Here is a 22,139-nt window from a genome sequence, read left to right as displayed (position 1 = left end):
CGCCCCCACCGCCAAATCCCCAATCTCCCACCCCCCGATCCGCCACCTAACCAGCCGCAGCGTCGGGAACCCCACCGCCGCCGTCATCCGCCGCACCTGGCGGTTGCGGCCTTCGGTGATCGTCAGTTCGATCCAGCTATCGGGCACGCTCTTGCGGTATCGCACCGGCGGGTCGCGGTCCCACAGCTTTGGCACCTCGATGCGGCGGACGTTTGCGGGGCGCGTCGGGCCGTCGTTCAGCGTGACGCCGCGGGCGAGCGCCGCCAGCGCGGCCTCATCGGGCTCGCCCTCGACCTGCGCCAGATAGGTTTTGGGCATCTTGTGCTTCGGCGACGAAATCCGCGCCTGCATCGCTCCGTCGTCGGTCAGGATCAGCAGGCCTTCGCTGTCGCGGTCCAGCCGCCCGGCGGGATAGACGCCGGGCACGTCGATATAGTCGGACAAGGTCGCGCGCGGGCCGTCGGCCGGTGCAGTCATCCCCTTGTCGGTGAATTGCGACAGCACGCCGTAAGGTTTGTTGAACAGGATCAGGCGGGTCATGCTGTGCTTCCTGCCATACGCCCCATCCTTTTATCTCGTCGCCCTGAACTTGTTTCAGGGTCCATGGCCTGCTCTATCCAGTAACGCGGCGCCGAACGAGAGCGCGGGCCATGGATGCTGAAACGAGTTCAGCATGACGAAAACCGAGAAGGAAACACCCAAAACAAAACCGGCGGCCTTTGAGGCCGCCGGTCCGTATCTTACGCCGCTTCCTTCTTGCGGCTCGCCTTCTTCCGCTCGTGCGGGTCAAGGATCGCCTTGCGGATGCGGATGTTCTTCGGGGTCACTTCGACCATTTCGTCGTCGTCGATGTACGCGATCGCCTGTTCCAGCGTCATGCGCTTCGGCGGGGTCAGGCGGATCGCGTCGTCCTTGCCCGTCGAACGGAAGTTCGTGAGCTGTTTCGACTTCATCGGGTTGACCTCGAGATCCTCGGGCTTGGCATTCTCGCCGATGATCATGCCCTCATAGAGCGCCTCGCCGGGCGAGACGAACAGGATGCCGCGCTCTTCCAGAGGGCCGAGCGCATAGGCCACCGCTTCGCCATTGCCGTTCGAGATCAGGACGCCATTCTTGCGGCCCTCGATCACGCCCTTGTACGGGCCGTATTTCTCGAACAGGCGGTTCATGATCCCGGTGCCGCGCGTGTCGGACAGGAATTCGCCGTGATAGCCGATGAGGCCGCGCGACGGGCCGCTGAAGGTGATGCGCGTCTTGCCGCCGCCCGACGGGCGCATGTCGGTGAGGTCGGCCTTGCGGATCTGCATCTTCTCGACGACCGTGCCGCTATGCTCGTCGTCGACGTCGATGACGACGGTTTCATAAGGTTCGGTGCGCTTGCCGGCCTCGTCCTCGCCATACAGCACGCGCGGGCGGCTGATGCCGAGTTCGAAGCCTTCGCGGCGCATCGTTTCGATGAGCACGCCGAGCTGGAGCTCGCCGCGGCCCGCAACTTCGAAACTGTCCTTGTCGGCGCTTTCGGTGATGCGGATCGCGACGTTGGTTTCGGCTTCGCGGAACAGGCGGTCGCGGATCATGCGGCTCGTGACCTTGCTGCCCTCGCGCCCCGCCATCGGCGAATCGTTCACGGCAAAACGCATCGACAGCGTCGGCGGGTCGATCGGCTGCGCGGCGATCGGTTCGCTGACGCTGGTGTCGGCGATGGTGTTCGCGACGGTGGCGTTGGTCAGCCCGGCGATCGCGACGATGTCGCCCGCCTTGGCTTCCTCGACCGGCACCCGGTCGAGCCCGCGGAAGGCGAGCAGCTTCGACGCGCGGCCGGCTTCGATCACCTTGCCGTCCATGTCGAGCGCGTGGATCGGCTGGTTGACCTTGACCGTCCCCGACTGGACGCGGCCGGTCAGGATGCGGCCGATGAAATTGTCGCGGTCGAGCAGCGTCGCGAGGAAGGTGAAGGGGGCATTCTCGTCGAGGCCCGGTTCGGGGACGTGGCGGACGATCGTTTCGAACAGCGGGGTCAGGTCGCCTTCGCGCGCGTCGGGGCTTTCCGACGCATAGCCGCCGCGGCCCGAGGCGTAGAGGATCGGGAAGTCGAGCTGTTCGTCATTGGCTTCCAGGGTCAGGAACAGTTCGAACACTTCGTCGAGCACTTCGGCGGCGCGCGCGTCGCTGCGGTCGATCTTGTTGACGACGACGATCGGTTTCAGGCCGAGCGCCAGCGCCTTGCCGGTGACGAACTTGGTCTGCGGCATCGGACCTTCGGCGGCGTCGACGAGCAGGATGACGCCATCGACCATGGAGAGGATGCGCTCGACCTCGCCGCCGAAATCGGCGTGGCCCGGGGTGTCGACGATGTTGATCCGCGTCTGGTCGGCGCCCTCACCCCATTCGACCGAGGTGCACTTGGCGAGAATCGTGATCCCGCGCTCCTTTTCCAAGTCATTGGAATCCATGGCCCTTTCCTCGACACGCTGGTTGTCGCGGAAGGTACCCGACTGGCGGAACAGCTGGTCGACGAGGGTGGTTTTTCCATGATCGACATGTGCGATAATGGCTATATTGCGCAGAGACATGCGGGAACGGGCCTTGGATAGGGAGGGGGCAGCGCCCGGAGCGCCGCGAAACGCCGCGCCCCTAACAGAATGGGTGCTGCGGCGCAACATGATTGCCGAAGTGGTCGAAGGTGCCAAGAAGCGTCGAATTGGCTGCGCCAAGTTTCAATAATTATTGAAACTTCAGAAATTGAAGCGTATGGCGCGGACATGGATTTGTCTCCCGCCCCCGATTCTCCAGCGGCCTCCCCGTCCCCGCCGTTCCGGCTCTCCCCGCTTGCGCAGGCCTTTGTCCTGCATTTCGGCGAGATGGGAAGCCGCTGGGGGATCAACCGGACGGTCGGCCAGATTTACGCGATGCTGTTCCTGGCCGACGCGCCGCGCCATGCCGAGGAGATCAGCGAGGCGCTGAGCCTGTCGCGCGGCAGCGTGTCGATGGGGCTGAAGGAACTGGCGAGCTGGAACCTCGTCCAGCTCCGCCACGTCCCCGGCGACCGCCGCGACTATTACGAGACGCCGCGCGACGTGTGGGCGATCTTCCGCACTTTGGTCGAGGAGCGCAAGAAGCGCGAGATCGACCCGACGCTGACGACGCTCCGCGCGCTGATGATGGAACCTGCCGTCGATCCTGCCGACCGCTTTGCGCAGGAGCGGATGGCGGCGATGCACGAGCAGATCGAGCTCTTGACCGACTGGTACGCCGAGATGCGGCGGCTCGACAATGAGCGGCTGCTCCAGCTGCTGCGGCTCGGCGAGCGGGTGGTGAAGGCGCTCGAGTTCAAGGATCGCATGCTGGGGCGGGGGAAAGGTGTCTCGACTTCGCTCGACACGAACGGAGCTTTGAGTTCGGAGGCCGACAATGGACGCGCTTGACCCGTTGATCCTCGCGCGCATCCAGTTTGCCGCGAACATCAGCTTTCACATCTTGTTCCCGGCGGTCACCATCGCGCTCGGTTGGGCGCTGCTCGGCTTCAAGCTCGCCTATAACCGCACCAAAGACGGCGCGTGGATGGACGCCTATCGCCTGTGGGTGAAGGTCTTTGCGCTGAGCTTTGCGATGGGCGTCGTATCGGGGATCACGATGAGTTTCCAGTTCGGCACCAACTGGCCGGGCTATATGGAAAAGGTCGGCAATATCGCGGGGCCGCTGCTCGCTTATGAAGTGCTGACCGCTTTCTTCCTTGAGGCGGTGTTCTTGGGCATCATGCTGTTCGGGTTCAGCCGGGTGCCGAACTGGGTTCACACGCTCGCGACCTTTCTGGTCGCCGCCGGCACGACGCTGTCGGCGTTCTGGATCATCGTGCTCAACAGCTGGATGCAGACGCCGGCGGGTTACGATATCCGCGATGGCGTCGTCCATGCCACCGACTGGTGGGCGATCATTTTCAACCCGTCGATGCCGTACCGGTTGACCCATATGCTGATCGCCTCGGCACTGACTGTCGCGTTTTTGATCGCGGGGATGTCGGCGTGGCGCTGGCTGAAGGATGGCGGCGGCGAGGGCGTGCGACGCACCCTGAAGGCCGCAGTCTATGCTGCGGCGCTGCTGATCCCGGTGCAGATTTTCGTCGGCGACATGCACGGGCTGAACACACTGGAGCACCAGCCGCAGAAGGTCGCGGCGATGGAGGCCAATTGGGACACGCGCAGCCATGTGCCGCTGGTGCTGTTCGCGATCCCCGACGAAGAAGCGCGCACCAATCATCTGGAAGTGGCCATTCCCTCGGGCGCCAGCCTGATCCTGAAACATGAGGCCGCGGGCGTCGTTCCTGGTCTCAACGATTACCGAGGCGATCACCCGCCGGTCGCCCCCCTGTTCTGGGGTTTCCGGATCATGGTCGGCATCGGGGTCGCGATGCTCGCGCTGTCGTGGTTCGCAGCGTGGACGATCCGCCGCCGCGGGGTCGATGCGATGCCGCGCTGGCTCGCCTATGCGCTGGTCGCAATGACGTTCAGCGGCTGGGTCGCGACGCTCGCGGGCTGGTATGTCACCGAAATCGGGCGCCAGCCGTGGCTGGTCACCGGCGTGCTCAGGACCGCCGACGCGGTCGGCCCGGTCGGCAGCGCGATGGTGGCAAGCTCGCTGACGCTGTATCTCGCCGTCTATGCGGCGCTGCTGACCGCTTACATCGCGGTGCTGTATCGCCTCGCGCGGCTGGGCAAGGCGGCGCCGGCGGGCAAGCCGATGTTCCCGGTGCCCGCCGTCGCCCCCGGCCCCGCCGCGCCGCAGGAAGAGCCGGCATGACCCCGTTCATCGATCCCTGGTGGCTGCCGGTGATCTTTGCCGGGCTGATGGGGCTGTCGATCCTGCTCTACGTCATCCTCGACGGCTATGACCTTGGCGTCGGGATGCTAACGCGGCTGGAGAAGGACGAAAACCGCGATTTGATGGTCGCGTCGATCGGGCCGTTCTGGGACGGCAACGAGACGTGGCTGGTGCTGGGCATCGGGTTGCTGCTGGTCGCCTTTCCGATCGCGCATGGATTGATCCTGACCCAGCTTTACCTGCCGGTCGTGCTGATGCTGGTCGCGCTGATCCTGCGCGGCGTCAGTTTCGAATTTCGCGCCAAGGCGCCGCCCGCGCACAAGCCGCACTGGGACAATGCCTTTTTCGCGGGCTCTTTGCTCACCGCGCTGTGCCAGGGCTATATGCTGGGCGCCTATGTGCTGGGGTTCGACCAGAGCCTGGCCGCGGTGCTGTTCTGCCTGCTCGCCGCGCTCGGGCTGGTCGCGGGTTATGTGTTCGTCGGCGCCTGCTGGCTGATCTACAAGGTCGAGGGCGATTTGCAGAAGCGCGCGGTACGCTGGGCCGAAATCAGCCTGTGGGCGACCGCGCTGGCGATGGCGATCATCTCGATCGCGACGCCGCTCTTGTCGGAACGCATCTTCGACCGCTGGTTCCGCCTGCCCGAGATTATCGCGCTGTTGCCGATCCCGATCGCGTCGGCGACGCTTTTCATCGGCCTCGCGATCTTCCTGCGCCGCCCTTTGCGCGCGAAGGACGAGCTGTCGTGGGTGCCGCTGGCGGTAGCGGGCATCCTCTTTGCGCTGGGCTTCGTCGGCATCGCGTACAGCTTCTACCCCTATCTGATCGCCGACCGGCTCGACATCTGGCAGGCGGCGGCGAGCCCCGAGGCGCTGAGCATCATCCTGATCGGCGCGTTGTTCGTGCTGCCGGTGATTTTGGGATATTCGATCCTGTCGCACTGGATTTTCCGGGGGAAGGCGACGCATTTGAGTTATGAGTGACGGGCGATAGTTGGGGGTGGGAGCTGCCTTCATTTCTTCGTCACCCCGGACTTGATCCGGGGTCTATGGAGCGTTGCACCGCCCGTCACTCAGAGGACGTATGGATCCCGGATCAAGTCCGGGATGACGAAAGTTTATGTCCGCAGCTGGTCGCCCCCCTCAGCACCCCGCTCACCCGCATCATCTTTCGCGGCCCGCGCTAACCTTCTATTAACGCCCCGACTCCAACAACAGCCCATGGCTGTTTTCGGACATTTCCTGCCAGCGGCATCCGGCGCCGAGCAGCGCCAGGACGTGCGCCGGAAGCTCAGCTTGTTAGCCAAGGGGGTGCAGCACGACGGTACCGGGATCGAAGTGCAGATCCACAATATCTCGGGAACCGGCCTTTTGTTCGAAAGCGACATCAAGCTGGCGCCGTGCGATCGTATCGAAATCGAGCTACCCCACGCGGGCGACATCACCGCAGTCGTCATCTGGGCCAGCGGCCGCTTGTTCGGTTGCCAGTTCGAAGGGCCGGTGTCTTCGGCGACGCTGAGCGCGGTGGAGCTGAAAAGTGCCGTAGAGCTGCAAGGCGCGATTGGCCCGCCGCTCGAACCAGCGCCAGAAGAACCAGCGCCAGAAATTGCCGCCACATCGGACGTTCCGCCCGCCGACCTGCTCGACGAAGCGGCACCCGGGGGATTTCAGGAGGTGGTCGATCGCAGCCGCGAACAGATCGCACACGCCGCCGGGGTCAGCCCTGACAGGGTGCGGATTACCATCGACTATTAGCCTTTATCGATGGCGGGTCACTGCATCGCCACCAGCCGTTCGATCTGCCCCGCAGCGGCGCGGGCTGCGCGCGCCAGGTTCGCCTGAAAATCGCCGCCGCTGGCATTATTGGCTTCGTCGGTCACCGCCTTGATCGCCGCCCACGGCTTGCCCAGCCGCGCCGCCGCCTGCGCCACCGCGCCGACCTCCATATCGACGAGCGTCGCGCCGAGCGATGCGAGGTCTGCGGCGGCATCGGGGCAGGCGATGAAGCTGTCGCCGCTGGCGATGCGCGCGTGCGGCAGGCCGATGCCGGGGTCGGGCATCGCGGTGAAATGCGCTGCCGCGGCCTCGCCCATCGGCCAGTCGCCTGCGCGGTAGCGGCGGAAGGCGCCGGGATGGGCGGCGCCATAATCATGCTGGAGCGCCTCGGCGATCCAGTACGCGCCCGGCGCCGCGCCGAGCGCGCCGCAGGTGCCGGTCATCAGGATAAGGTCGCCATCGGCGCCGAGCAGGCCCGTGGCGAGCGCGGCGTTGACCTTGCCGAGGCCGCAGGTGGCGATGGTGAGGCTGTGGGCGTGGGTGGTGAGGCGACGGAGGGGGATGGGGGCGCGGTCGGAGGTGCCGGTGCCCGGAAACAGGGCGTCGGCTTCTTCGGGGAGGGCGGCGAGGATGAGGAGGTTGGGCATGCCTGCTATCTAGCTCCCTGCCCGTTCGAGTCGAGCGAAGTCGAGACACGCTGGCGCGGCGCCATGCGTCCCTCGACTTCGCTCGGGACAAACGGACTGGGCGCGAGGAAGCGACAGCGGCGATCCTCCCTGTCGCGTAGCGATGGGGAGGTGGCAGCGCGAAGCGCTGACGGAGAGGCTTTGGCGCAGACGTTGTCGCCCCTCCACCATTCGCTTCGCGAACGGTCCCCCTCCCCATGGCTTCGCCACAGGGAGGATCATATTCTTGCCAAATCCGCGCCGCCCCGCCATCGCCCTCCCATGCTCGCCCGTATCTTCCCCGACCGCTTTGTCCCCATCCTGCTCGGCACGATCCTGCTCGCCAGCCTGTTGCCGGTGCGCGGCGTGGCGGTGCCGGTGGCGCAGGGGGTGTCGACCGCGGCGATCGTGCTGCTGTTCTTTCTCAATGGCGTGCGCTTGCCCCGCGACGAGGTATTGCACGGCATCCGCAACTGGAAATTGCAGGGTGGCGCGCTGGCCTTTTGCTTCGGGATCATGGCGCTGTTCGGGCTTGGCGCGCAGCTGGCGACCGCGGCGTTTCTGCCTGCGACATTGGCGCTGGGTTTCTTGTTCCTCGGCATCTTGCCCTCGACCGTCCAGTCGGCGACTGCGGCGAGCAGCATGGCGGGGGGCAATGTTGCCGCCAGCGTTGTTGCGGCGGCGCTGCTCAACCTGGTCGGCGTGATTGCCGCGCCTTTGTTGTTCGCGGCGCTCGCGGGCAGCGCGGGGGAGATCAGCGGCGCTGCGGCTTTGCGCATCGTTGCCATCCTGCTCTTGCCCTTCATCGCCGGGCAGCTGGCGCAGCGCTGGCTGCGGCCGTGGGTACTGGCGCACAAGGGGCTGACCACCGCGATGGACCGCACCGCCATCGCGATCGCGGTCTATGTCGCCTTTTCCGCCGCGGTGGTCGCGGGGATATGGGACCAGCTTGACGGCCGCGAGATCGGCATTGTCTGCGGCGCGGTCGCGGTGTTGCTGGCGCTGTCGTTCGGCGGGGCGTGGGTATTTGGCGCGCTGCTGCGGCTCGCGCGGCGCGACTGCATCAGCTTGCTGTTCGCGGGGGCGCAGAAGAGCATCGCGGTCGGCGCGCCGCTGGCGGCGACGCTGTTTCCGCCCGCAATCGCCGGCATGGTGCTGGTCCCGATCCTGGTCTATCACATGGCGCAGCTGATCCTGTCGGCGTGGATTGCGCCGGCATTGAACCGCGCCGATCAAGTGTAATGCTTGAATAACACAGTGCTGCATGCCATATAGGCAAGGCAGCAAGGGGCTGGAAGGAAGACGAATGAGCGAGCAGACCGCGACGGCAACCGCAACCGACGAGCTGAAGCTGACCCCGCCCGACCCCGTTCCCGCGGTCGCGCCCGAAAAGGCGGCGGGACTGGTGCCGCTGTCGGGCGAGCAGAAATCGAAACTGGAGGAGCGCGTCGACGGCTTTATCGACGATCTGGTCGCGCAGGACGTCAACTCGCCCGCCTTCGGGCAAAAGGTCGACCAGATCACCAACATGGGCCGCAAGGAAATGCTGGAGGCGGCGAACCAGTCGAACCGCTTCCTCGACCGCCCGATCAAGGCGATGGACCGCGACACCGACATTGGCCAGAATCTGATCGAACTCCGAAACACCGTCGAACGGCTCGACCCGTCGGCGAACGGCAAGCTGATTTCGAAGCGCGGCTTCCTCGACAAGATTTTCGGCAGCAGCGTCACCAATTATTTCGCCAAATATCGCAGCGCCCAGTCGCATATCTCGAGCGTGCTCACCGCACTCGCGAACGGCAAGGACGAGCTGCTGATGGACAATGCCGCCATCGACGTCGAACGGCGGAAATTGTGGGAAGCGATGGGCAAGCTGGAGCAGATGGTCCACATCGCCCAGACGCTCGACCGCAAGCTTGAGGAAAAGGCCGCCGAACTCGACGGGGTCGATCCCGCGAAGGCCAAGGTGCTGCGCGAAAATGCGCTGTTTTACGCCCGCCAGCGGACGCAGGATCTGCTGACGCAAATGGCGGTGACGGTGCAGGGCTATCTCGCGCTCGACCTCGTCAAGAAGAATAATATCGAGCTGGTGAAAGGCGTCGAGCGCGCCAGCACCACCACCGTCGGCGCGTTGAAGACCGCGATCACCGTCGCGCAGGCGATGACCAACCAGAAGCTGGTGCTCGAACAGATCACCGCGCTCAACACCACCACCGCCAACATCATCGACGGCACGTCGAAGATGCTGAAGGACAATACTGCGCGCATCCACGAGCAAGCGGCGTCGAGCACGATCCCGATGGAAACGCTGCAACGCGCGTTCCAGAATATCTACGACACGATGGACGCGATCGACACGTTCAAGCTGAAGGCGCTCGACAGCATGAAGACCACCGTCAACACGCTGGAGGGCGAGGTCGCGAAGTCGAAGGGTTATATCGCGCGCGCCGAGGGCGCGAGCCAGGCGCAGGCAAGCGTCGGCGGCGCCGACAGCCCGCTCGCGGCAATCGAAGGTTGACGGCGGACCGATGAGCATGAGCGAGGTCGACAAGATCCGGCTGTCGGCGGAAGGTGCGATCGAACGGTCGCGCGAACGCCGCCGCCCGATCGGCACCAAGAGCGTCGCGCTGCGCCGCCAGCATTTGTTCAAGAAACTCGGCCGGGTGCTGATCGCGGGCGGGGTCGTGCTGCTGGGGGCCGCCTTGTTCGGGGCGCTGATCCAGCCGCTGGGGTTCACCGGGCTGCTCGCGCTTTTCGTCCTGCTGATCGGGGTTGCGGTATTGTTCGGGCGGACGCCCTTTCCCGAGCCCCGCCAGGCCGATTTGCCCAAGACCGACCTCAAGCAGCTCGCCGGACGCACCGAAATCTGGCTCGAGGCGCAGCGCCCGATGCTGCCCGCCCCGGCGCGCACGCTGGTCGATGGCATCGGGGTGCAGCTCGACCTGCTCGCGCCGCAGCTTCAGACGCTCGACCCCGGCGAACCCGCGGCGGCGAACATCCGCAAGCTCGTCGGCGAGGACCTGCCCGAACTGGTCGCAGGCTATCAGCGCATCCCCGCCGGGCTACGCGGCGAAGCCCATGCAGGTCGCACCCCCGACGAGACTTTGGTCGGTGGGCTAAAGATGCTGGAAGCCGAGATCGGCAGCGCCGCGCGCAGCCTGGCGGCGGGCGAACTCGACAAGCTCGCGACGCGCGAACGCTATCTGCAGCTGAAATATCAGGGCATCGACGAGAGCGCGCCGAACGGATAGCGTCCTTGCCAAGCCGCGTTCCGGCGGCCACACAGATGCCGATGTTCGATCAGCTGCTCGCCCCTGGAAATGCCGTCTTCAGCGCCGCCCTGCTGCTGATGCTGATGATCGGCGCGGTGCAGGCAATCGGGCTGGCGGGTGACATCGACGCGGACGGCGATGCTGATGGCGACGCGGGCGTCGCCGACACATTGCTGGCCTGGGCCGGGATCGGCCGCGTGCCGTTCCTGATGTGGTTGGTGATTTTCCTGGCGCTGTTCGGGGCGCTCGGGCTGGGGCTGCAACAGTTAATCACCGCGCTGACCGGCGGTCCGGGCACAAATTTGCTGATGGTGCCGCTGACCGCCGTCGGCGCGCTGCCGGTGACCGGAGTCGCGGCGCGTGTCGTCGCGCGGGTGTTGCCCGGGATCGAAACCACCGCGATCGAACGCGACGATCTGATCGGGCGCTTTGCCGAGATCAGCATCGGCACCGCGCGCGTTGGCCATCCGGCGCGGGCACGCGTGACCGACGAGCATGGGCAACCACATCAGATCATGGTCGAACCCGACAGCGCCGACCAGATTTTCCAGACCGGTGAGAGCGTGCTGCTGGTAAAGCGCGAGGGCGACATATTCAAAGCCTTCACCCGCGGCGATTTCTATTTACCCCGGCTCGACTGACCCTAATATCCGTCGAGGGGCTTCCAATGATGGCGGCACGAATCGACAGCAACGGGTGAGTTCATGATCGAAATTGCTATTTACGCGGGCATCGGACTGGCCGCGCTGCTTATTCTGGGACTGATCGTCACGCGGCTTTATCATCGCGCGACCAAGGAAATTGCCTTTGTCCGCACGGGATTTCGCGGTGAACGGGTGATCATGAACGGCGGTGCGCTGGTTCTGCCCGTCCTGCACGAAACAATGCCGGTGAACATGAACACCGTGCGGCTGGCGGTCGAACGCAAGAATGTCGACGCGCTGATCACGCTCGATCGCCTGCGGATCGATGTGAAGGCAGAATTTTACGTCCGCGTTCGCCCCGATGCGGGATCGATCGCCATGGCGGCGCAGACGCTGGGCCTGCGCACGATGAACCCCGAAGCGCTGAAGGATCTGGTCGAGGGCAAGTTCGTCGACGCGCTGCGTTCCGTCGCCGCGGGCATGACGATGAACCAGCTGCACGAGCAGCGCGCCGACTTCGTGCAGAAGGTGCAGCAGGTGAGCTCGAACGATCTGTCGATGAACGGGCTCGAGCTGGAATCGGTTTCGCTGACCGGGCTCGACCAGACCTCGATCGAACATTTCAACGCCAACAACGCCTTCGACGCGGAAGGTCTGACCAAGCTGACCGAACAGATCGAACTGCGCAAGAAAACCCGCAACGACATCGAACAGGACACGCGCGTCCAGATCGAAACCAAGAATCTGGAGGCCGACAAGCGCAGCTTTGAAATCGCGCGCGACAATGAGTTCGCCAAGCTGGGTCAGCAGCGCGAGATCGAGATCCGGCGCGCCGAGCAGGCCGCCGAGGTGGCGCGCGAACAGGCGCAGCGCAATCAGGAGGCCGAGAACGCGCGCATTCAGGCCAAGCAGCTGGTCGATGCCAAGCAGATCGAAGCCGATCGCGCGATCGAGGAAGCGCGCATTGCGCAGGAACAGGCGATCGAACTCGCGCGGCAGGAACAGCAGATCCTGATCCAGAACAAGAGCCGCGAAGAAAGTCAGGCGCGCGGCGAGGCCGATGCCGCGCGCGCGATCGCTGTTGCCGCCGAGGAACAGGTCGCGACGGCGCGCGAAACCGAAGTCGCCGAGCGCTTGAAGCGCATCGAACTGATCGAAGCGGCAAAGGAAGCCGAACGGCAGGCGATTTCGGTGAAGGTCGAAGCCGAAGCCGAAAAGGAAGCCGCGGCGAACCGCGCGGCGGCCGTCCGATTGGAAGCCGAAGGCGAGGCCGAGGCCGAAAAGCTGCGCGCGGAAGCCGCGCGCATCCGGTTCGAAGTCGAAGCGGCAGGTCAGCGCGCGATCAACGAAGCGGCGAACCTGCTGTCGTCGGACCAGATTTCGCTGCAAACCAAGATGGCGCTGCTCAAGGTGCTGCCCGAAGTCGTGCGCGAAGCCGCCAAGCCGATGGAAGCGATCGATTCGATCAAGATTATCCAGGTCGACGGGATCAACCAGACCGGTGGCGGAAACGGCAGCGGCGGCAGTGCCGACAATGGCAACCTCGCGAGCAACGCCGTGTCGGCTGCGCTGGCTTACCGCGCGCAGGCGCCGGTGATCGACAGCCTGATGAAGGAACTCGGCTTTGACGGCGGCTCGCTCGACGCACTGATCCAGGGTGCGGCGGCGACGGAGGCGCACGCCCCGGCGACGATTGCGGCAGCGCCGCGCGGTCGCAAGCCGCGTCCGGCAACCGCCGCGGCGCCCGCCACCGACGACAGCGAGGACGACGCCTGATCGGTCAGCGCTGGCGCAGCGCCTAAGCGCTCCGCCAGCGCTGCGTGCCGAACCACAGCAGCAGGATCAGCAGCAGCGGCGAGGCGAGTCCCCAGTGGGTCGAGCTCGCCAGCGGCGCGAAGATCGGCGCCGATGACAGCAGCCATAGCGCCGCGAGCAGCGCCGCGATCGCCAGCGCCTCGAACGCGAAGCTGCGCCAGAAGCGCGCGCGGGCGCGGGCGTAGGCGGCCTGCGCGTCGATCGCGCGTTCGACCTGAAGCGCAAAGGCGCGGTCGCCGGCGCGCGTCGGCGGTGCCAGCATCGCGGCCAGCATCGCATCGATGTCCGTCTGATTCGGGGCCGTCATCGGTCCGCTCCTTCGCCGATCATCTTCTGCGCCTTGGCGCGCCCGCGCAAGACCAGGGATTTGAGTGTGCCAAGCGGCACCCCCATGATCTCGGCCGCCTCGCCATGCGACCAGCCGTGGCCGAAGCACAAGGTAAGCGCGGCGCGCTCCTGCGGCGACAATGCGGCGAGCAGGCGGTCGGCGTCGATCGCCGCGTCGCTGGCACCGCGCGGGTCGGTCGACGTCGGGGCGTCGTCATCGACGCCCGCCAGCCCCTCCCGCCGCTTTGCGGTACGCCGCTGGTCGAGAAACAGCCGCCAGCCAATTCCCATGACCCATGCCGCATAACTCCCCTGCCCCCGATAATCGCCCGCACGCTGCCACGCACGGACAAAGGCTTCCTGCGCCAGATCGTCGGCGTCGCAGCCCGCGGCGCGTGCAAGGAAGGCGCGCAACCGCCCTTCGTGCCGTAGCACGAGGAGCTGGAAAGCGGCGCGATCTCCCCCGGCAACCCGCTGGTTGAGAGCCCAATCTTCTTCGGCGCTCCCATCATCACGCAGCGGCACGCTCCTCGGCAGCCGCGGCGCGCGCGAGGCGGCGGCGGACAAGCAGGGCGATACCGACAAAGATCGGGAACAGCGCGGCGCCGACCGACGTGCGGATCAGCTGTTCATGCCCCTGGATCAGCCCAAAGCCGGCCATTGCAAGGCCGATCGCCAGCAAGACCAGCGCGTTGCGGTCGTCGCCGACGCTGACCGTTTCCTTGCCGCCCTGCCAGCTGAGATGCTCATAGGGCTTGTTGAGCTTTTCGATCAGCGGGCCGACCGCGTCCGACTTGGCTTCGAGCGCGCGGCGGATCGAGCGGTGGAGCATCCACGCGTGAAGCAGCCGCGCGAGCAGGAAAAACCCGACGCAGAACAGCGCAACGACCGTCACATTTTCGAGCAGGCTGAACAGCTGGTCGCTGACCGCCACCAGCTCGGTCGTCGGCGGCGGCGCCGGGACATAGGAAGCGATTTCGCGCGGGCTGATATAGGCCGCGATCTCTTCGGCGCTGATCGATTCGGACACCGGCACCGAAACGGTCGTCGGGGTCGGCGGCGGTGCCGCAGGGGTGGATGCAGTGGCGGCAGCGGCCGCAGCGGCAATCAAAAAATCCATCGACATAAATCTCCGTCACGCCGCACCGGCATGGTGAAACCACAGGCGACGGCTTCCCGCAAGACGGGGCTGAACTGCACCGGGGAGCACATAATCAACCGCCGCGTGAAACCGCCGCCCGGACCGGCGCGACGGCCGATCATAGGCTAGACGGCGCGGCGAGCGGCAATGGATGCAGGAGAGGAATATTTTTTCCAAGCGGGCGAGCGCCCCCGATAGCGGCGGGCGACGGCAACCGCCGCCCGCCGGGAGGGGTCACTTGGTCGTATAGCCGCCGTTGACCAGAATCGTCTGGCCGGTCATCCACCAGCCCTCTGACACCAGCATACGAATCCAGGGAACAATATCCTCGATATCGGTAAGGCCGGTCTTCGAGAAGGCCGACAGGGCGCCGGCTGATTTGTGATAGGCCACGGCATCCGCGCCTTCGGCAGGATAGAAAAAGGGCGTATCCATCGGCCCGGGTCCGATCGCCGTTACCGAAATGCCGCGTTCGCCAAATTCCTTCGACGCCGCGCGGGTGTAATGTTCGACCGGTGCCTTCGTGCCCGCATAGGCCGCGTAGAAGGGCGTGAAAGCGCCAAGCAGCGACGTCACCAGGGTGCAGATCTTGCCATGGTCATTCAGATGCTTGCCCGCCTCTTTCAGGAAGAAGAAGGCGGTCTTGGAATTGACCGCCGTCATCTCGTCATATTCGGCCTCGCTGATCTCGGCGAACGGCTTTTTCAGCACTTTCCCGACCGTGTTGATCGCGATGTCGGGACGGCCGATCGCGGCGATGGTGTCGGCAAAAAGCTTTTCGACCGCGGCCGCAGAGGTGAGGTCAGCCTGAAAGGCAACCGCTTCAGCCCCGGCGGCACGGACTGCGGCAAGCGTTTCCTCCGTCTCGGCAGCAGAGGCGGGGCTGTTATAGTGGATCGCGATCGCCTTGGCCCCGTGCGCGGCCAGGTCGCGGGCGACAAGACCGCCCAGATTCTTGCCGCCGCCCGCGATCAGAACGGTTTTTCCCTTAATGCTGTGATCGGCCATCAAATGTCTCCTTTGGGTCTGTTTTTCCAGAGGATAAGAAGCTTTCGCCTTGTCCGCTTTCCAATTCCGGCGCAGTTTTTGGGTTTAGGCAGGACGAGTCGTGGGGACTCGCGAGGTGGGCGATTGACCGAAGCCGCACAGATATGGGACGGGATCCGGCCGCGATCCCCGCGCGACGTCGTCGCACGGCATCAGGCGCAGATTGGTCGTCTCGGCATATTGGCTGCGACCGAAAATCTGGCGCGCCCGACCGACTGGGCGTTCGAGGAAGATCACCACATCATCGTTGTCCATCTGGGCGGACAAGTGGACCGGATGGACTGCGAATTTTCGGTTGGGCCGTCGGGCAGCGCGCTGCCGTCGCGCGGCGATGTCAGGGTCATCCCGGCGGCGTGCCGCTATGCGGCATTGGCGCAGGGCGAACGGGCCGAGTTCGTCGAGTTCCGCGTGCCGACCGCGCTGCTTGACGATGCTCCGCTTGCTGCGCGCGTCCAGTATCGGGACGACAACCTTTTCGGCGCCACGGTCCGGCTGGCGAATCTCTTGCGCAGCGCCGATGACGATCTGTCGACGATGGCGGCACGCGGACTTGGCGTTGCCCTGGAATGGCATATTCGTCGGCAATATGTGCCCGGCACCCCACGATCGCGGCGCCGTCAGCTGTCGGCGTCCGACCGGATCCTGCTGGCTGACACTATTCGCGGGCAACTCGACGCCCGCCACAGCCTTGACGTGCTGGCGGGACTCGTCGGGATGGATGCTCGCCGCTTCACGGCAGCATTCCAGCAAGCGTTCGGCCTGTCGCCGTGGCAATATGTCATGCGCGTGCGGCTCGACGAAGCGGCCCGGCGGCTCCGGAACACCAACGAATCGGTGACCGACGTCGCGCTGACAACCGGCTTTGCAACGCCGAGTCACTTTGCGACGGCCTTTGCCCGGCGCTTCGGCATGGCACCGTCGCGCTATCGCGCGGCAGTTCGTCCTTAGGGCCAGGATCCAGCGATGGAAGGATTGGATGCCCCGCGAGGATTCGAACCTCGATAGGCGGTATCAGAAACCGCAGTCTTACCATTAGACGACAGGGCAATCGTGAGGCGGGCGCAATATGATTCCAGCGCCGCGCTGTCAAGGCCGCCGTGCCGGTCCGCACAAGGTCGCTTGCCCTGCCGCATTTCGCCGCTAGCATCAGCGCATAACAGATAAAGAACAGATGGGGGGCCGCGCGCCCGCGCGGACACCCGCAAGGAGTGGGTTGATGCGTCATGTCGCAATCGTCGGGTCGGGTCCCGCGGGCTATTACACCGCCGAAACACTTCAGAAAGCAGAAGATATGGCGGTCGACGTCATCGACCGGCTGCCCGTCCCCTATGGCCTGATTCGCACCGGCGTCGCCCCCGACCACCAGTCGATCAAGGCGGTGTCGCGCCGCTACGAAGGCGTCGCGCTGACCGATAATGTCCGTTTCGTCGGCCATGTCGCGGTCGGCAGCGACGTGACGATCGACGAGCTGGTCGAATTATACGACGCGGTGGTGCTGGCAACCGGCGCGCCGAACGACCGGCCGCTCGATATTCCCGGCGCCAACCTGCCGGGGGTGATCGGCAGCGCCGCCTTTGTCGGGTGGTACAATGGTCATCCCGATTTTGCCGGGCTGAATCCGCCGCTCGACACCGCCGGTGTCGCGGTGATCGGCAACGGCAATGTCGCGCTCGACGTCGCGCGCATTCTGGCGAAGACCCCGCAGGAATTTGCGGGCAGCGACATCGTCGCGCACGCGCGCGCGCAGCTCGCCGAAAGCGCGGTACGCCATATCCACATATTGGGCCGCCGCGGCCCACACCAGATCGCGATGACGCCGAAGGAGCTCGGGGAACTGGGGCATCTCGAGCGCGCCAGCCCGCGCGTCGACCCCGCCGACCTGCCGCAGGAAGGAGATGACGCGCTGCTCGAACCCGGGATGCGCAAGTCGGTGACGCATTTGCGCAGCTTTGCCGCCAACCCGGTCGCCAAGCCGGTGACGATCGATTTCGACTTTTTCGCCATGCCGGTAGCGATCGAAGGCGAAGGCAAAGCGCAGCGCGTGATCGTCGAGCGCACCACGCTGGACGACGAGCTGCGCAGCCACGGCACCGGCGAAACCTATGCGATCGATGCGGGGCTGGTCATCAGCTGCATCGGCTATCAGACTCCGCCGATCCCCGGCGTTCCCTATGAACATGGCCGCGGCCGCTTCGCCAATGACGAGGGGCGGATCTTGCCGGGGCTGTACTGCGTCGGCTGGGCGCGGCGCGGGCCGTCGGGGACGATCGGCACCAACAAGCCCGACGGCGCGCGGATCGCCGAACTGGTGCTGGAGGATATCGGGCGCGGCGCGGGCAAGGCGGGGCGGCCGGGGCTCGACGCCCTGCTGGCGAGCCGCGGGGTGGCGCCGGTGACCTTTGCCGACTGGCGGCGGATCGAGGCGGCCGAGGTCGCCGCGGCGCTCGACGGCAACCCGCGCGAGAAATTCGTCAGCGTCGAGGCGATGCTGGAGGCGATCGGGCGGTGACGCCCGCAGACGGCAAAGCGCGTTGAAAGGCCGCGTCCGCACGGCGCTGCGCTGGCTGCTCGCGCTCGCTTATGGCTATGCGGGCTATCTGCATCTGGTGCGCCCCGAGCCATTTCTGGCGATCACCCCGCCGTGGGTGCCACAGCCCGAGCTGGTCGTCGCGGCCACCGGCGTCGCCGAGATTTTGGGCGCCATCGGCCTGATGATCCCGCCGCTACGCAAGGCGGCGGGGTGGGGACTGGCGCTCTATGCCCTCTGCGTATGGCCCGCCAATATCCACCACGCCTTCGCCAATATCGCGATCGGCGACGAGACCTTGAGCTGGTGGTATCATGGGCCGCGGCTGGCGTTGCAGCCGGTGATCATCTGGTGGGCGCTGTGGGCGAGCGGGGCGGTCGAGTGGCCGTTTCGAACCAAAAACCCAGAATAGCAGCCCGCATTCCCGTGAAGGCGGGGATCCATCTTCCGAATGGCGCAAAATCGAACCGTCAGGTGATGGGCTCCTGCCTTCGCAGGAGCACAGGACTTATTTCACCACCGGCGTCTCGACCGGCGGCTGCCCCTTCTGGCTGGCGGCATAGGCTTCGTTCGCCTTCAGCACGCGCAGCATGTTGCCGCTCGAAATCTTCTCGAGCTCGGCCTGCGTATAACCGCGCCGCGCCAGTTCGGCGAACAGCGCCGGATAGCCGGTGACATCCTCCAGCCCGACCGGGGTCGCGTCCATGCCGTCATAGTCGCCGCCGATCCCGATATGGTCGACGCCGATCGTCTTCTTGATATGGTCGATATGGTCGGCGGCGAGCCCGAGCGGCGTCGACGGTGGCGGATTGGCCGCGTCCCATGCCTTGAGCGCCGCCGCGGCGCCGTCGGGGTTGCCGAGATAGAGCGCATCGAGCCGCGCGCGTTCGGCCGTGCGCTTCAAGCCATGTTGGCGCAGATTGGGATCGACGAACGCGGCGTAGAATACGACCATGATCACCCCGCCATTGGCCTTGACCGCGGGCAATACGCTGTCGGGAACATTGCGCGGATGGTCGTTGACCGCGCGCACCCCCGAATGGCTGAACATCACCGGCGCCCTGGTTGCTTCCAGCGCGTCCTTCATCGTCGCTTCGCTGACGTGGCTCAAATCGACGATCATGCCGAGGCGGTTCATTTCCTGCACGACCTGGCGCCCGAAATCGGTGAGCCCGTCGTGCTTCGGCGCATCGGTCGCGCTGTCGGCCCAAGGGACGTTCTTGCTGTGGGTCAGTGTCATGTAGCGCACCCCCATGCCGAACATTTCGCGTAGCACGGCGAGCGACGAGCCGATCGACTGGCCGCCCTCGATCCCCAGCATCCCGGCGATCTTGCCCGCCTTCATCTGGCTTTGCAGTTCGGCCGAATTATAGGCGAGCGACAGGTCAGCGGGATAACGCGCGATCAGCCGTTTCGCGACGTCGATCTGTTCGATCGTCTGCTGCACCGCCAGCTGCTCATTGGTGTTCGACGGCACATAGACCGACCAGAATTGCGCGCCGACGCGGCCCTTGCGCAGCCGCTGGATGTCGGTGTGCATCACCGTTCCGTCGGGCTTGGGCTTGGTGGTGTCGCGAAAGTCGAAGTTGTTGATGACGTTCCCGACCTGCCCGCGCAGTTCCCACGGCACGTCATTATGCCCGTCGAACACCGGCTCGCGCTGGAGCGCGGCTTCGGCAACCGCCTCGGGCGATTTCTGCGCCGTGGCGGGGGTGGCGATGAGGGCGAGAGCGGCAAGGCCGGTGAGCAGGGAGGGTTTGTTCATGAAGCGCGACCTTAAGTTCTTGGACGGAAGGCGCAACCCCGTGACCACCCATGCGACCGATAGGTCGCGCCATAATATTTCATACAAAGACACGAAGACGCAAAGAGTGCCGCATTTCTCCCTTCTTTGTGCCTTTGTGTCTTCGTGTGAGATATTCCAAGGTGCCTTCGGCGCGTCCGAACTTGACGTTTACGTAAACGACGCGCAGCATCATCCCCATGACAGCATTCGACGACTGGCGCGCCCGCTCGCCCTATTATGACGAAACGCATGAGGCGCTGGCGCAGAGCGTGCGGCGCTTTGTTACCCGCGAGATCGCGCCGCATATCGACCGCTGGGAAGCCGAGGGCGAGCTGCCGCGCGAACTGCACAAGAAGGCGGCGGAAGCAGGCATATTGGGCCTGCGCTACCCCGAGCAATATGGCGGCCATTCGGAGGGCTTCGACAATTTCCACGGTCTTGTCCTGACCGAAGAACTGGCCGCAGTGGGCGCAGGCGGGCTCGGCGCGTCGCTGATGACGCATGGCATCGGACTGCCGCCGATCCTCGCGCTGGGGTCCGAAGAATTGAAGCAGCGCGTCGCGCCGCCGGTGCTCAGCGGCGACAAGATCATCGCGCTCGGGATCACCGAGGCGGGAGGCGGCAGCGATGTCGCGAACCTCAAGACGACCGCGGTGAAGGACGGCGACGATTATATCGTCAACGGCGGCAAGATGTTCATCACCAGCGGCATGCGCGCCGACTGGCTGACCTGCGCGGTGCGCACCGGCGGGCCGGGCGCGGCGGGTATCTCGCTGCTGCTGATCGACATGGACAGCCCCGGCGTCGAGCGCACCCGGCTCGACAAGATGGGCTGGCGGTGCAGCGACACCGCGGCGATCCATTTCAGCGACGTTCGTGTTCCGGCGGCGAATCTGATCGGCGCCGAAAATGGCGGCTTCATCGGCATCATGCGCAATTTCAACAGCGAGCGGCTCGGCATGGCGATGGGCTGCTGCGCCTATGCGCGCGTCGCCATGGCCGAGGCCGCCGAATGGGCGCAGCAGCGCGAAACCTTCGGGCGTCCGCTCGTCGGCCACCAGTCGATCCGCATCAAGCTGGCCGACATGGAGCGCCATATCGAGGCGACGCAGGCGTGGGTCGACCTCTGCGCGTGGCAGGTCAAGCATGGCAAGGACCGACCCGCCGACTTTGCGATGCTGAAGGTACAGGCGACGCGGATGCTGGAGGCGGTGGCGCGCGAAGCGGCGCAGGTGCTGGGCGGCGCGTCCTATATCACCGGCAGCAAAGTCGAGCGCATCTACCGCGAGGTGCGCGTCAATGCGATCGGCGGCGGCAGCGAGGAGATCATGCTCGACCTGGCAGGGCGGCAATTGTTTGGCGGCAAGCGCTAGAGCGCCAGACGCCGCGCATAGCGGTCGAGCCGCGCCAGCTGCGCCATCAGCCCGCCGAGCAACAGCAGTTCGATGAGCGCGGTCCCGACGATCAGCGCATGCGCCGAATCGCCCGACGCGCCCTGAAACGCGCGCACCAGACTGGCACCGACCGACAGCGCCAGACTGCCCGCGGCGAAGTGCAACCAGCGGCGCACCAGCGCGATCCGGCGCCGCGACGCCATCCACCACGCCGCGCCGATGCACGCCAGCGCCGCAACCAGTCCGCCGCGATCGAACCAGGTCAGCGGGTCGGCGCCGCCCGGGATGTCGAGGACGACCGTGCGCAGCCGCATCAACAGCAGCGTCGCGACCCCCAGCAGCCCCGCCGCGACGCACGAGCGCCGCAACCGGTCGGGCAAGGCCGCCTCGGCATAAGCGCGCGCAATGTCGCTCGCACGGCCAAAGCGCCGCACTGCATCGGCCTCGCCCACCTGTTCGGCGGTGTCGCACAGATGCGATTCGATCTCGGCGCGCACGCGCCGCGACAGGCCCGGATCGAACGCCAGCACATCATCGAGCTCGTCGAGATAGGTGGCGATCGGGCCGCTCATGCGCGCGCGCCCAGCACGCGGTCGATGCCGCTGGCAAAGCTCTGCCAGCCCGCGCGCCGCTCGACCAGCGACTGACGGCCGCTGTCGGTCAGCGCATAGACGCGCCGTTTGCGCCCGCCGTTGGGCTGGACCCAGCGGCTGGCGAGCAGCCCAGCGAGTTCGAGCCGGTGCAGCGCCGGATAGATTGTGCCTTCGGGCAGGTCGAAATGGCCGCCGCTGCGCGCGCGGATCGCCTCGATGATCGCATAACCGTGCAGCGCGTCGTCGCCGATCGTGGCGAGCAGCACGGCATCGAGATGGCCCTTGAGCATTTCCGCAGACATGCCCGCCGATTTAGCTTTGCAACGCTAGGCATG

At 65.7% G+C, this 22,139-nt stretch carries 23 protein-coding genes and 1 tRNA gene; 13 read left to right on the top strand and 11 right to left on the bottom strand.

The annotated features are described in order from the left end of the window. On the bottom strand, positions 1–540 hold a 540-nt coding region (locus tag FFS18_RS10370; protein WP_137870750.1), incomplete at its 3' end, for a pseudouridine synthase. A gap of 200 nt (positions 541–740) precedes the next feature. Then, positions 741–2,573: a translational GTPase TypA gene (gene typA / locus FFS18_RS10365; protein ID WP_120217375.1), complete on the bottom strand. Its 1,833-nt coding sequence runs from the start codon at positions 2,571–2,573 to the stop codon at positions 741–743. 189 nt (positions 2,574–2,762) lie between these two features. Here typA and FFS18_RS10360 point away from each other — a divergent pair, with 189 nt between their 5' ends. From FFS18_RS10360 to FFS18_RS10345, 4 genes are all read left to right on the top strand, one after another. After that, positions 2,763–3,425 (top strand): GbsR/MarR family transcriptional regulator, encoded by a 663-nt coding sequence (locus FFS18_RS10360; protein ID WP_137870749.1) that lies wholly within the window; start codon positions 2,763–2,765, stop codon positions 3,423–3,425. Beyond that, positions 3,412–4,797 carry a cytochrome ubiquinol oxidase subunit I gene (locus FFS18_RS10355; RefSeq protein WP_137870748.1) on the top strand — a complete coding sequence of 462 codons (1,386 nt, stop codon included), beginning with the start codon at positions 3,412–3,414 and terminating at the stop codon, positions 4,795–4,797. Before FFS18_RS10360 ends, FFS18_RS10355 begins: the two co-directional genes overlap by 14 nt. After that, entirely contained in the window at positions 4,794–5,801 is a 1,008-nt protein-coding gene (locus FFS18_RS10350; protein ID WP_137870747.1) for a cytochrome d ubiquinol oxidase subunit II, read from the top strand. The genes FFS18_RS10355 and FFS18_RS10350 overlap by 4 nt, the downstream gene beginning before the upstream one ends. 237 nt (positions 5,802–6,038) lie before the next feature. Continuing rightward, a complete protein-coding gene (locus FFS18_RS10345) occupies positions 6,039–6,572 on the top strand; it encodes a PilZ domain-containing protein (protein ID WP_171005280.1) in 534 nt (177 codons plus the stop codon). Positions 6,573–6,589: 17 nt separating this feature from the next. On the opposite strand, the gene FFS18_RS10340 is transcribed toward FFS18_RS10345, so the two are convergent. Beyond that, entirely contained in the window at positions 6,590–7,240 is a 651-nt protein-coding gene (locus FFS18_RS10340) for a 5'-methylthioadenosine/S-adenosylhomocysteine nucleosidase family protein (protein WP_137870745.1), read from the bottom strand. A gap of 300 nt (positions 7,241–7,540) precedes the next feature. On the opposite strand from FFS18_RS10340, the gene FFS18_RS10330 reads away from it, so the two are divergent. From FFS18_RS10330 to FFS18_RS10310, 5 genes are all read left to right on the top strand, one after another. Further along, the gene (locus FFS18_RS10330) at positions 7,541–8,500 is read left to right on the top strand and encodes a bile acid:sodium symporter family protein (RefSeq protein ID WP_137870744.1); all 960 of its coding nucleotides are present in this window, start codon (positions 7,541–7,543) and stop codon (positions 8,498–8,500) included. Positions 8,501–8,564: 64 nt separating this feature from the next. Next, positions 8,565–9,776 carry a toxic anion resistance protein gene (locus FFS18_RS10325; RefSeq protein ID WP_137870743.1) on the top strand — a complete coding sequence of 404 codons (1,212 nt, stop codon included), beginning with the start codon at positions 8,565–8,567 and terminating at the stop codon, positions 9,774–9,776. A gap of 16 nt (positions 9,777–9,792) precedes the next feature. Next, positions 9,793–10,509: a hypothetical protein gene (locus FFS18_RS10320; RefSeq protein ID WP_249340364.1), complete on the top strand. Its 717-nt coding sequence runs from the start codon at positions 9,793–9,795 to the stop codon at positions 10,507–10,509. Positions 10,510–10,550: 41 nt separating this feature from the next. Next, on the top strand, positions 10,551–11,171 hold the full coding sequence (locus FFS18_RS10315; protein WP_137870741.1) for an OB-fold-containig protein: 621 nt from the start codon (positions 10,551–10,553) through the stop codon (positions 11,169–11,171). Between the two features lie 63 nt (positions 11,172–11,234). Next, positions 11,235–12,950, top strand: coding sequence for a flotillin family protein (locus FFS18_RS10310; protein ID WP_137870740.1), 1,716 nt, complete (start codon positions 11,235–11,237; stop codon positions 12,948–12,950). 22 nt (positions 12,951–12,972) lie between these two features. Here the strand turns inward: FFS18_RS10310 and FFS18_RS10305 are convergent, their stop codons facing one another. The 4 genes from FFS18_RS10305 to FFS18_RS10290 form a co-directional block, all read right to left on the bottom strand. Continuing rightward, entirely contained in the window at positions 12,973–13,296 is a 324-nt protein-coding gene (locus FFS18_RS10305; RefSeq protein WP_137870739.1) for a hypothetical protein, read from the bottom strand. Continuing rightward, on the bottom strand, positions 13,293–13,841 hold the full coding sequence (locus tag FFS18_RS10300; RefSeq protein ID WP_212743038.1) for an RNA polymerase sigma factor: 549 nt from the start codon (positions 13,839–13,841) through the stop codon (positions 13,293–13,295). Before FFS18_RS10300 ends, FFS18_RS10305 begins: the two co-directional genes overlap by 4 nt. Next, the gene (locus FFS18_RS10295) at positions 13,828–14,436 is read right to left on the bottom strand and encodes a hypothetical protein (RefSeq protein ID WP_137870737.1); all 609 of its coding nucleotides are present in this window, start codon (positions 14,434–14,436) and stop codon (positions 13,828–13,830) included. The genes FFS18_RS10300 and FFS18_RS10295 overlap by 14 nt, the downstream gene beginning before the upstream one ends. Positions 14,437–14,691: 255 nt before the next feature. After that, positions 14,692–15,465, bottom strand: a complete 774-nt coding sequence (locus tag FFS18_RS10290) for an SDR family oxidoreductase (RefSeq protein ID WP_137870736.1) — start codon at positions 15,463–15,465, stop codon at positions 14,692–14,694. Positions 15,466–15,588: 123 nt separating this feature from the next. Between FFS18_RS10290 and FFS18_RS17740 the strand changes: the two genes are divergently transcribed. Further along, entirely contained in the window at positions 15,589–16,452 is an 864-nt protein-coding gene (locus tag FFS18_RS17740; RefSeq protein WP_171005278.1) for a helix-turn-helix transcriptional regulator, read from the top strand. Between the two features lie 25 nt (positions 16,453–16,477). Here FFS18_RS17740 and FFS18_RS10280 read toward each other — a convergent pair. Then, positions 16,478–16,551, bottom strand: a tRNA-Gln gene (locus FFS18_RS10280). Between the two features lie 169 nt (positions 16,552–16,720). Between FFS18_RS10280 and FFS18_RS10275 the strand changes: the two genes are divergently transcribed. Both FFS18_RS10275 and FFS18_RS10270 read left to right on the top strand, forming a co-directional pair. Beyond that, a complete protein-coding gene (locus FFS18_RS10275) occupies positions 16,721–18,013 on the top strand; it encodes an FAD-dependent oxidoreductase (RefSeq protein ID WP_137870734.1) in 1,293 nt (430 codons plus the stop codon). Positions 18,014–18,035: 22 nt separating this feature from the next. Next, the gene (locus tag FFS18_RS10270; protein ID WP_137870733.1) at positions 18,036–18,443 is read left to right on the top strand and encodes a DoxX family protein; all 408 of its coding nucleotides are present in this window, start codon (positions 18,036–18,038) and stop codon (positions 18,441–18,443) included. A 96-nt stretch (positions 18,444–18,539) separates the two neighbouring features. Here FFS18_RS10270 and FFS18_RS10265 read toward each other — a convergent pair whose 3' ends face one another. Continuing rightward, the gene (locus FFS18_RS10265) at positions 18,540–19,796 is read right to left on the bottom strand and encodes a dipeptidase (protein ID WP_137870732.1); all 1,257 of its coding nucleotides are present in this window, start codon (positions 19,794–19,796) and stop codon (positions 18,540–18,542) included. Positions 19,797–20,014: 218 nt separating this feature from the next. Between FFS18_RS10265 and FFS18_RS10260 the strand changes: the two genes are divergently transcribed. Next, positions 20,015–21,190, top strand: coding sequence for an acyl-CoA dehydrogenase family protein (locus FFS18_RS10260; protein WP_137870731.1), 1,176 nt, complete (start codon positions 20,015–20,017; stop codon positions 21,188–21,190). Here FFS18_RS10260 and FFS18_RS10255 read toward each other — a convergent pair. Next, a complete protein-coding gene (locus tag FFS18_RS10255; RefSeq protein ID WP_137870730.1) occupies positions 21,187–21,783 on the bottom strand; it encodes a hypothetical protein in 597 nt (198 codons plus the stop codon). The two genes, FFS18_RS10260 and FFS18_RS10255, sit on opposite strands and share 4 nt — an antisense overlap. Beyond that, positions 21,780–22,106, bottom strand: coding sequence for a PadR family transcriptional regulator (locus FFS18_RS10250; protein WP_137870729.1), 327 nt, complete (start codon positions 22,104–22,106; stop codon positions 21,780–21,782). Before FFS18_RS10250 ends, FFS18_RS10255 begins: the two co-directional genes overlap by 4 nt. Between the last annotated feature and the right edge of the window lie 33 nt (positions 22,107–22,139).

Origin of the sequence: Sphingopyxis sp. 2PD (assembly GCF_005503695.1) — a bacterium.
GTDB lineage: Bacteria > Pseudomonadota > Alphaproteobacteria > Sphingomonadales > Sphingomonadaceae > Sphingopyxis.
Note: the sequence above shows the minus strand (reverse complement) of the source record. Positions and strands in the feature narration are given on the sequence as shown.

What these genes read in the sequence shown, in the direction of transcription:
- typA (WP_120217375.1), bottom strand. Translation starts at nt 2,573, where the DNA reads ATGTCTCTGCGCAATATAGCCATTATCGCACATGTCGATCATGGAAAA.
- FFS18_RS10360 (WP_137870749.1), top strand. Translation starts at nt 2,763, where the DNA reads ATGGATTTGTCTCCCGCCCCCGATTCTCCAGCGGCCTCCCCGTCCCCG.
- FFS18_RS10355 (WP_137870748.1), top strand. Translation starts at nt 3,412, where the DNA reads ATGGACGCGCTTGACCCGTTGATCCTCGCGCGCATCCAGTTTGCCGCG.
- FFS18_RS10350 (WP_137870747.1), top strand. Translation starts at nt 4,794, where the DNA reads ATGACCCCGTTCATCGATCCCTGGTGGCTGCCGGTGATCTTTGCCGGG.
- FFS18_RS10345 (WP_171005280.1), top strand. Translation starts at nt 6,039, where the DNA reads ATGGCTGTTTTCGGACATTTCCTGCCAGCGGCATCCGGCGCCGAGCAG.
- FFS18_RS10340 (WP_137870745.1), bottom strand. Translation starts at nt 7,240, where the DNA reads ATGCCCAACCTCCTCATCCTCGCCGCCCTCCCCGAAGAAGCCGACGCC.
- FFS18_RS10330 (WP_137870744.1), top strand. Translation starts at nt 7,541, where the DNA reads ATGCTCGCCCGTATCTTCCCCGACCGCTTTGTCCCCATCCTGCTCGGC.
- FFS18_RS10325 (WP_137870743.1), top strand. Translation starts at nt 8,565, where the DNA reads ATGAGCGAGCAGACCGCGACGGCAACCGCAACCGACGAGCTGAAGCTG.
- FFS18_RS10320 (WP_249340364.1), top strand. Translation starts at nt 9,793, where the DNA reads ATGAGCGAGGTCGACAAGATCCGGCTGTCGGCGGAAGGTGCGATCGAA.
- FFS18_RS10315 (WP_137870741.1), top strand. Translation starts at nt 10,551, where the DNA reads ATGTTCGATCAGCTGCTCGCCCCTGGAAATGCCGTCTTCAGCGCCGCC.
- FFS18_RS10310 (WP_137870740.1), top strand. Translation starts at nt 11,235, where the DNA reads ATGATCGAAATTGCTATTTACGCGGGCATCGGACTGGCCGCGCTGCTT.
- FFS18_RS10305 (WP_137870739.1), bottom strand. Translation starts at nt 13,296, where the DNA reads ATGACGGCCCCGAATCAGACGGACATCGATGCGATGCTGGCCGCGATG.
- FFS18_RS10295 (WP_137870737.1), bottom strand. Translation starts at nt 14,436, where the DNA reads ATGGATTTTTTGATTGCCGCTGCGGCCGCTGCCGCCACTGCATCCACC.
- FFS18_RS10290 (WP_137870736.1), bottom strand. Translation starts at nt 15,465, where the DNA reads ATGGCCGATCACAGCATTAAGGGAAAAACCGTTCTGATCGCGGGCGGC.
- FFS18_RS10275 (WP_137870734.1), top strand. Translation starts at nt 16,721, where the DNA reads ATGCGTCATGTCGCAATCGTCGGGTCGGGTCCCGCGGGCTATTACACC.
- FFS18_RS10265 (WP_137870732.1), bottom strand. Translation starts at nt 19,796, where the DNA reads ATGAACAAACCCTCCCTGCTCACCGGCCTTGCCGCTCTCGCCCTCATC.
- FFS18_RS10260 (WP_137870731.1), top strand. Translation starts at nt 20,015, where the DNA reads ATGACAGCATTCGACGACTGGCGCGCCCGCTCGCCCTATTATGACGAA.
- FFS18_RS10255 (WP_137870730.1), bottom strand. Translation starts at nt 21,783, where the DNA reads ATGAGCGGCCCGATCGCCACCTATCTCGACGAGCTCGATGATGTGCTG.
- FFS18_RS10250 (WP_137870729.1), bottom strand. Translation starts at nt 22,106, where the DNA reads ATGTCTGCGGAAATGCTCAAGGGCCATCTCGATGCCGTGCTGCTCGCC.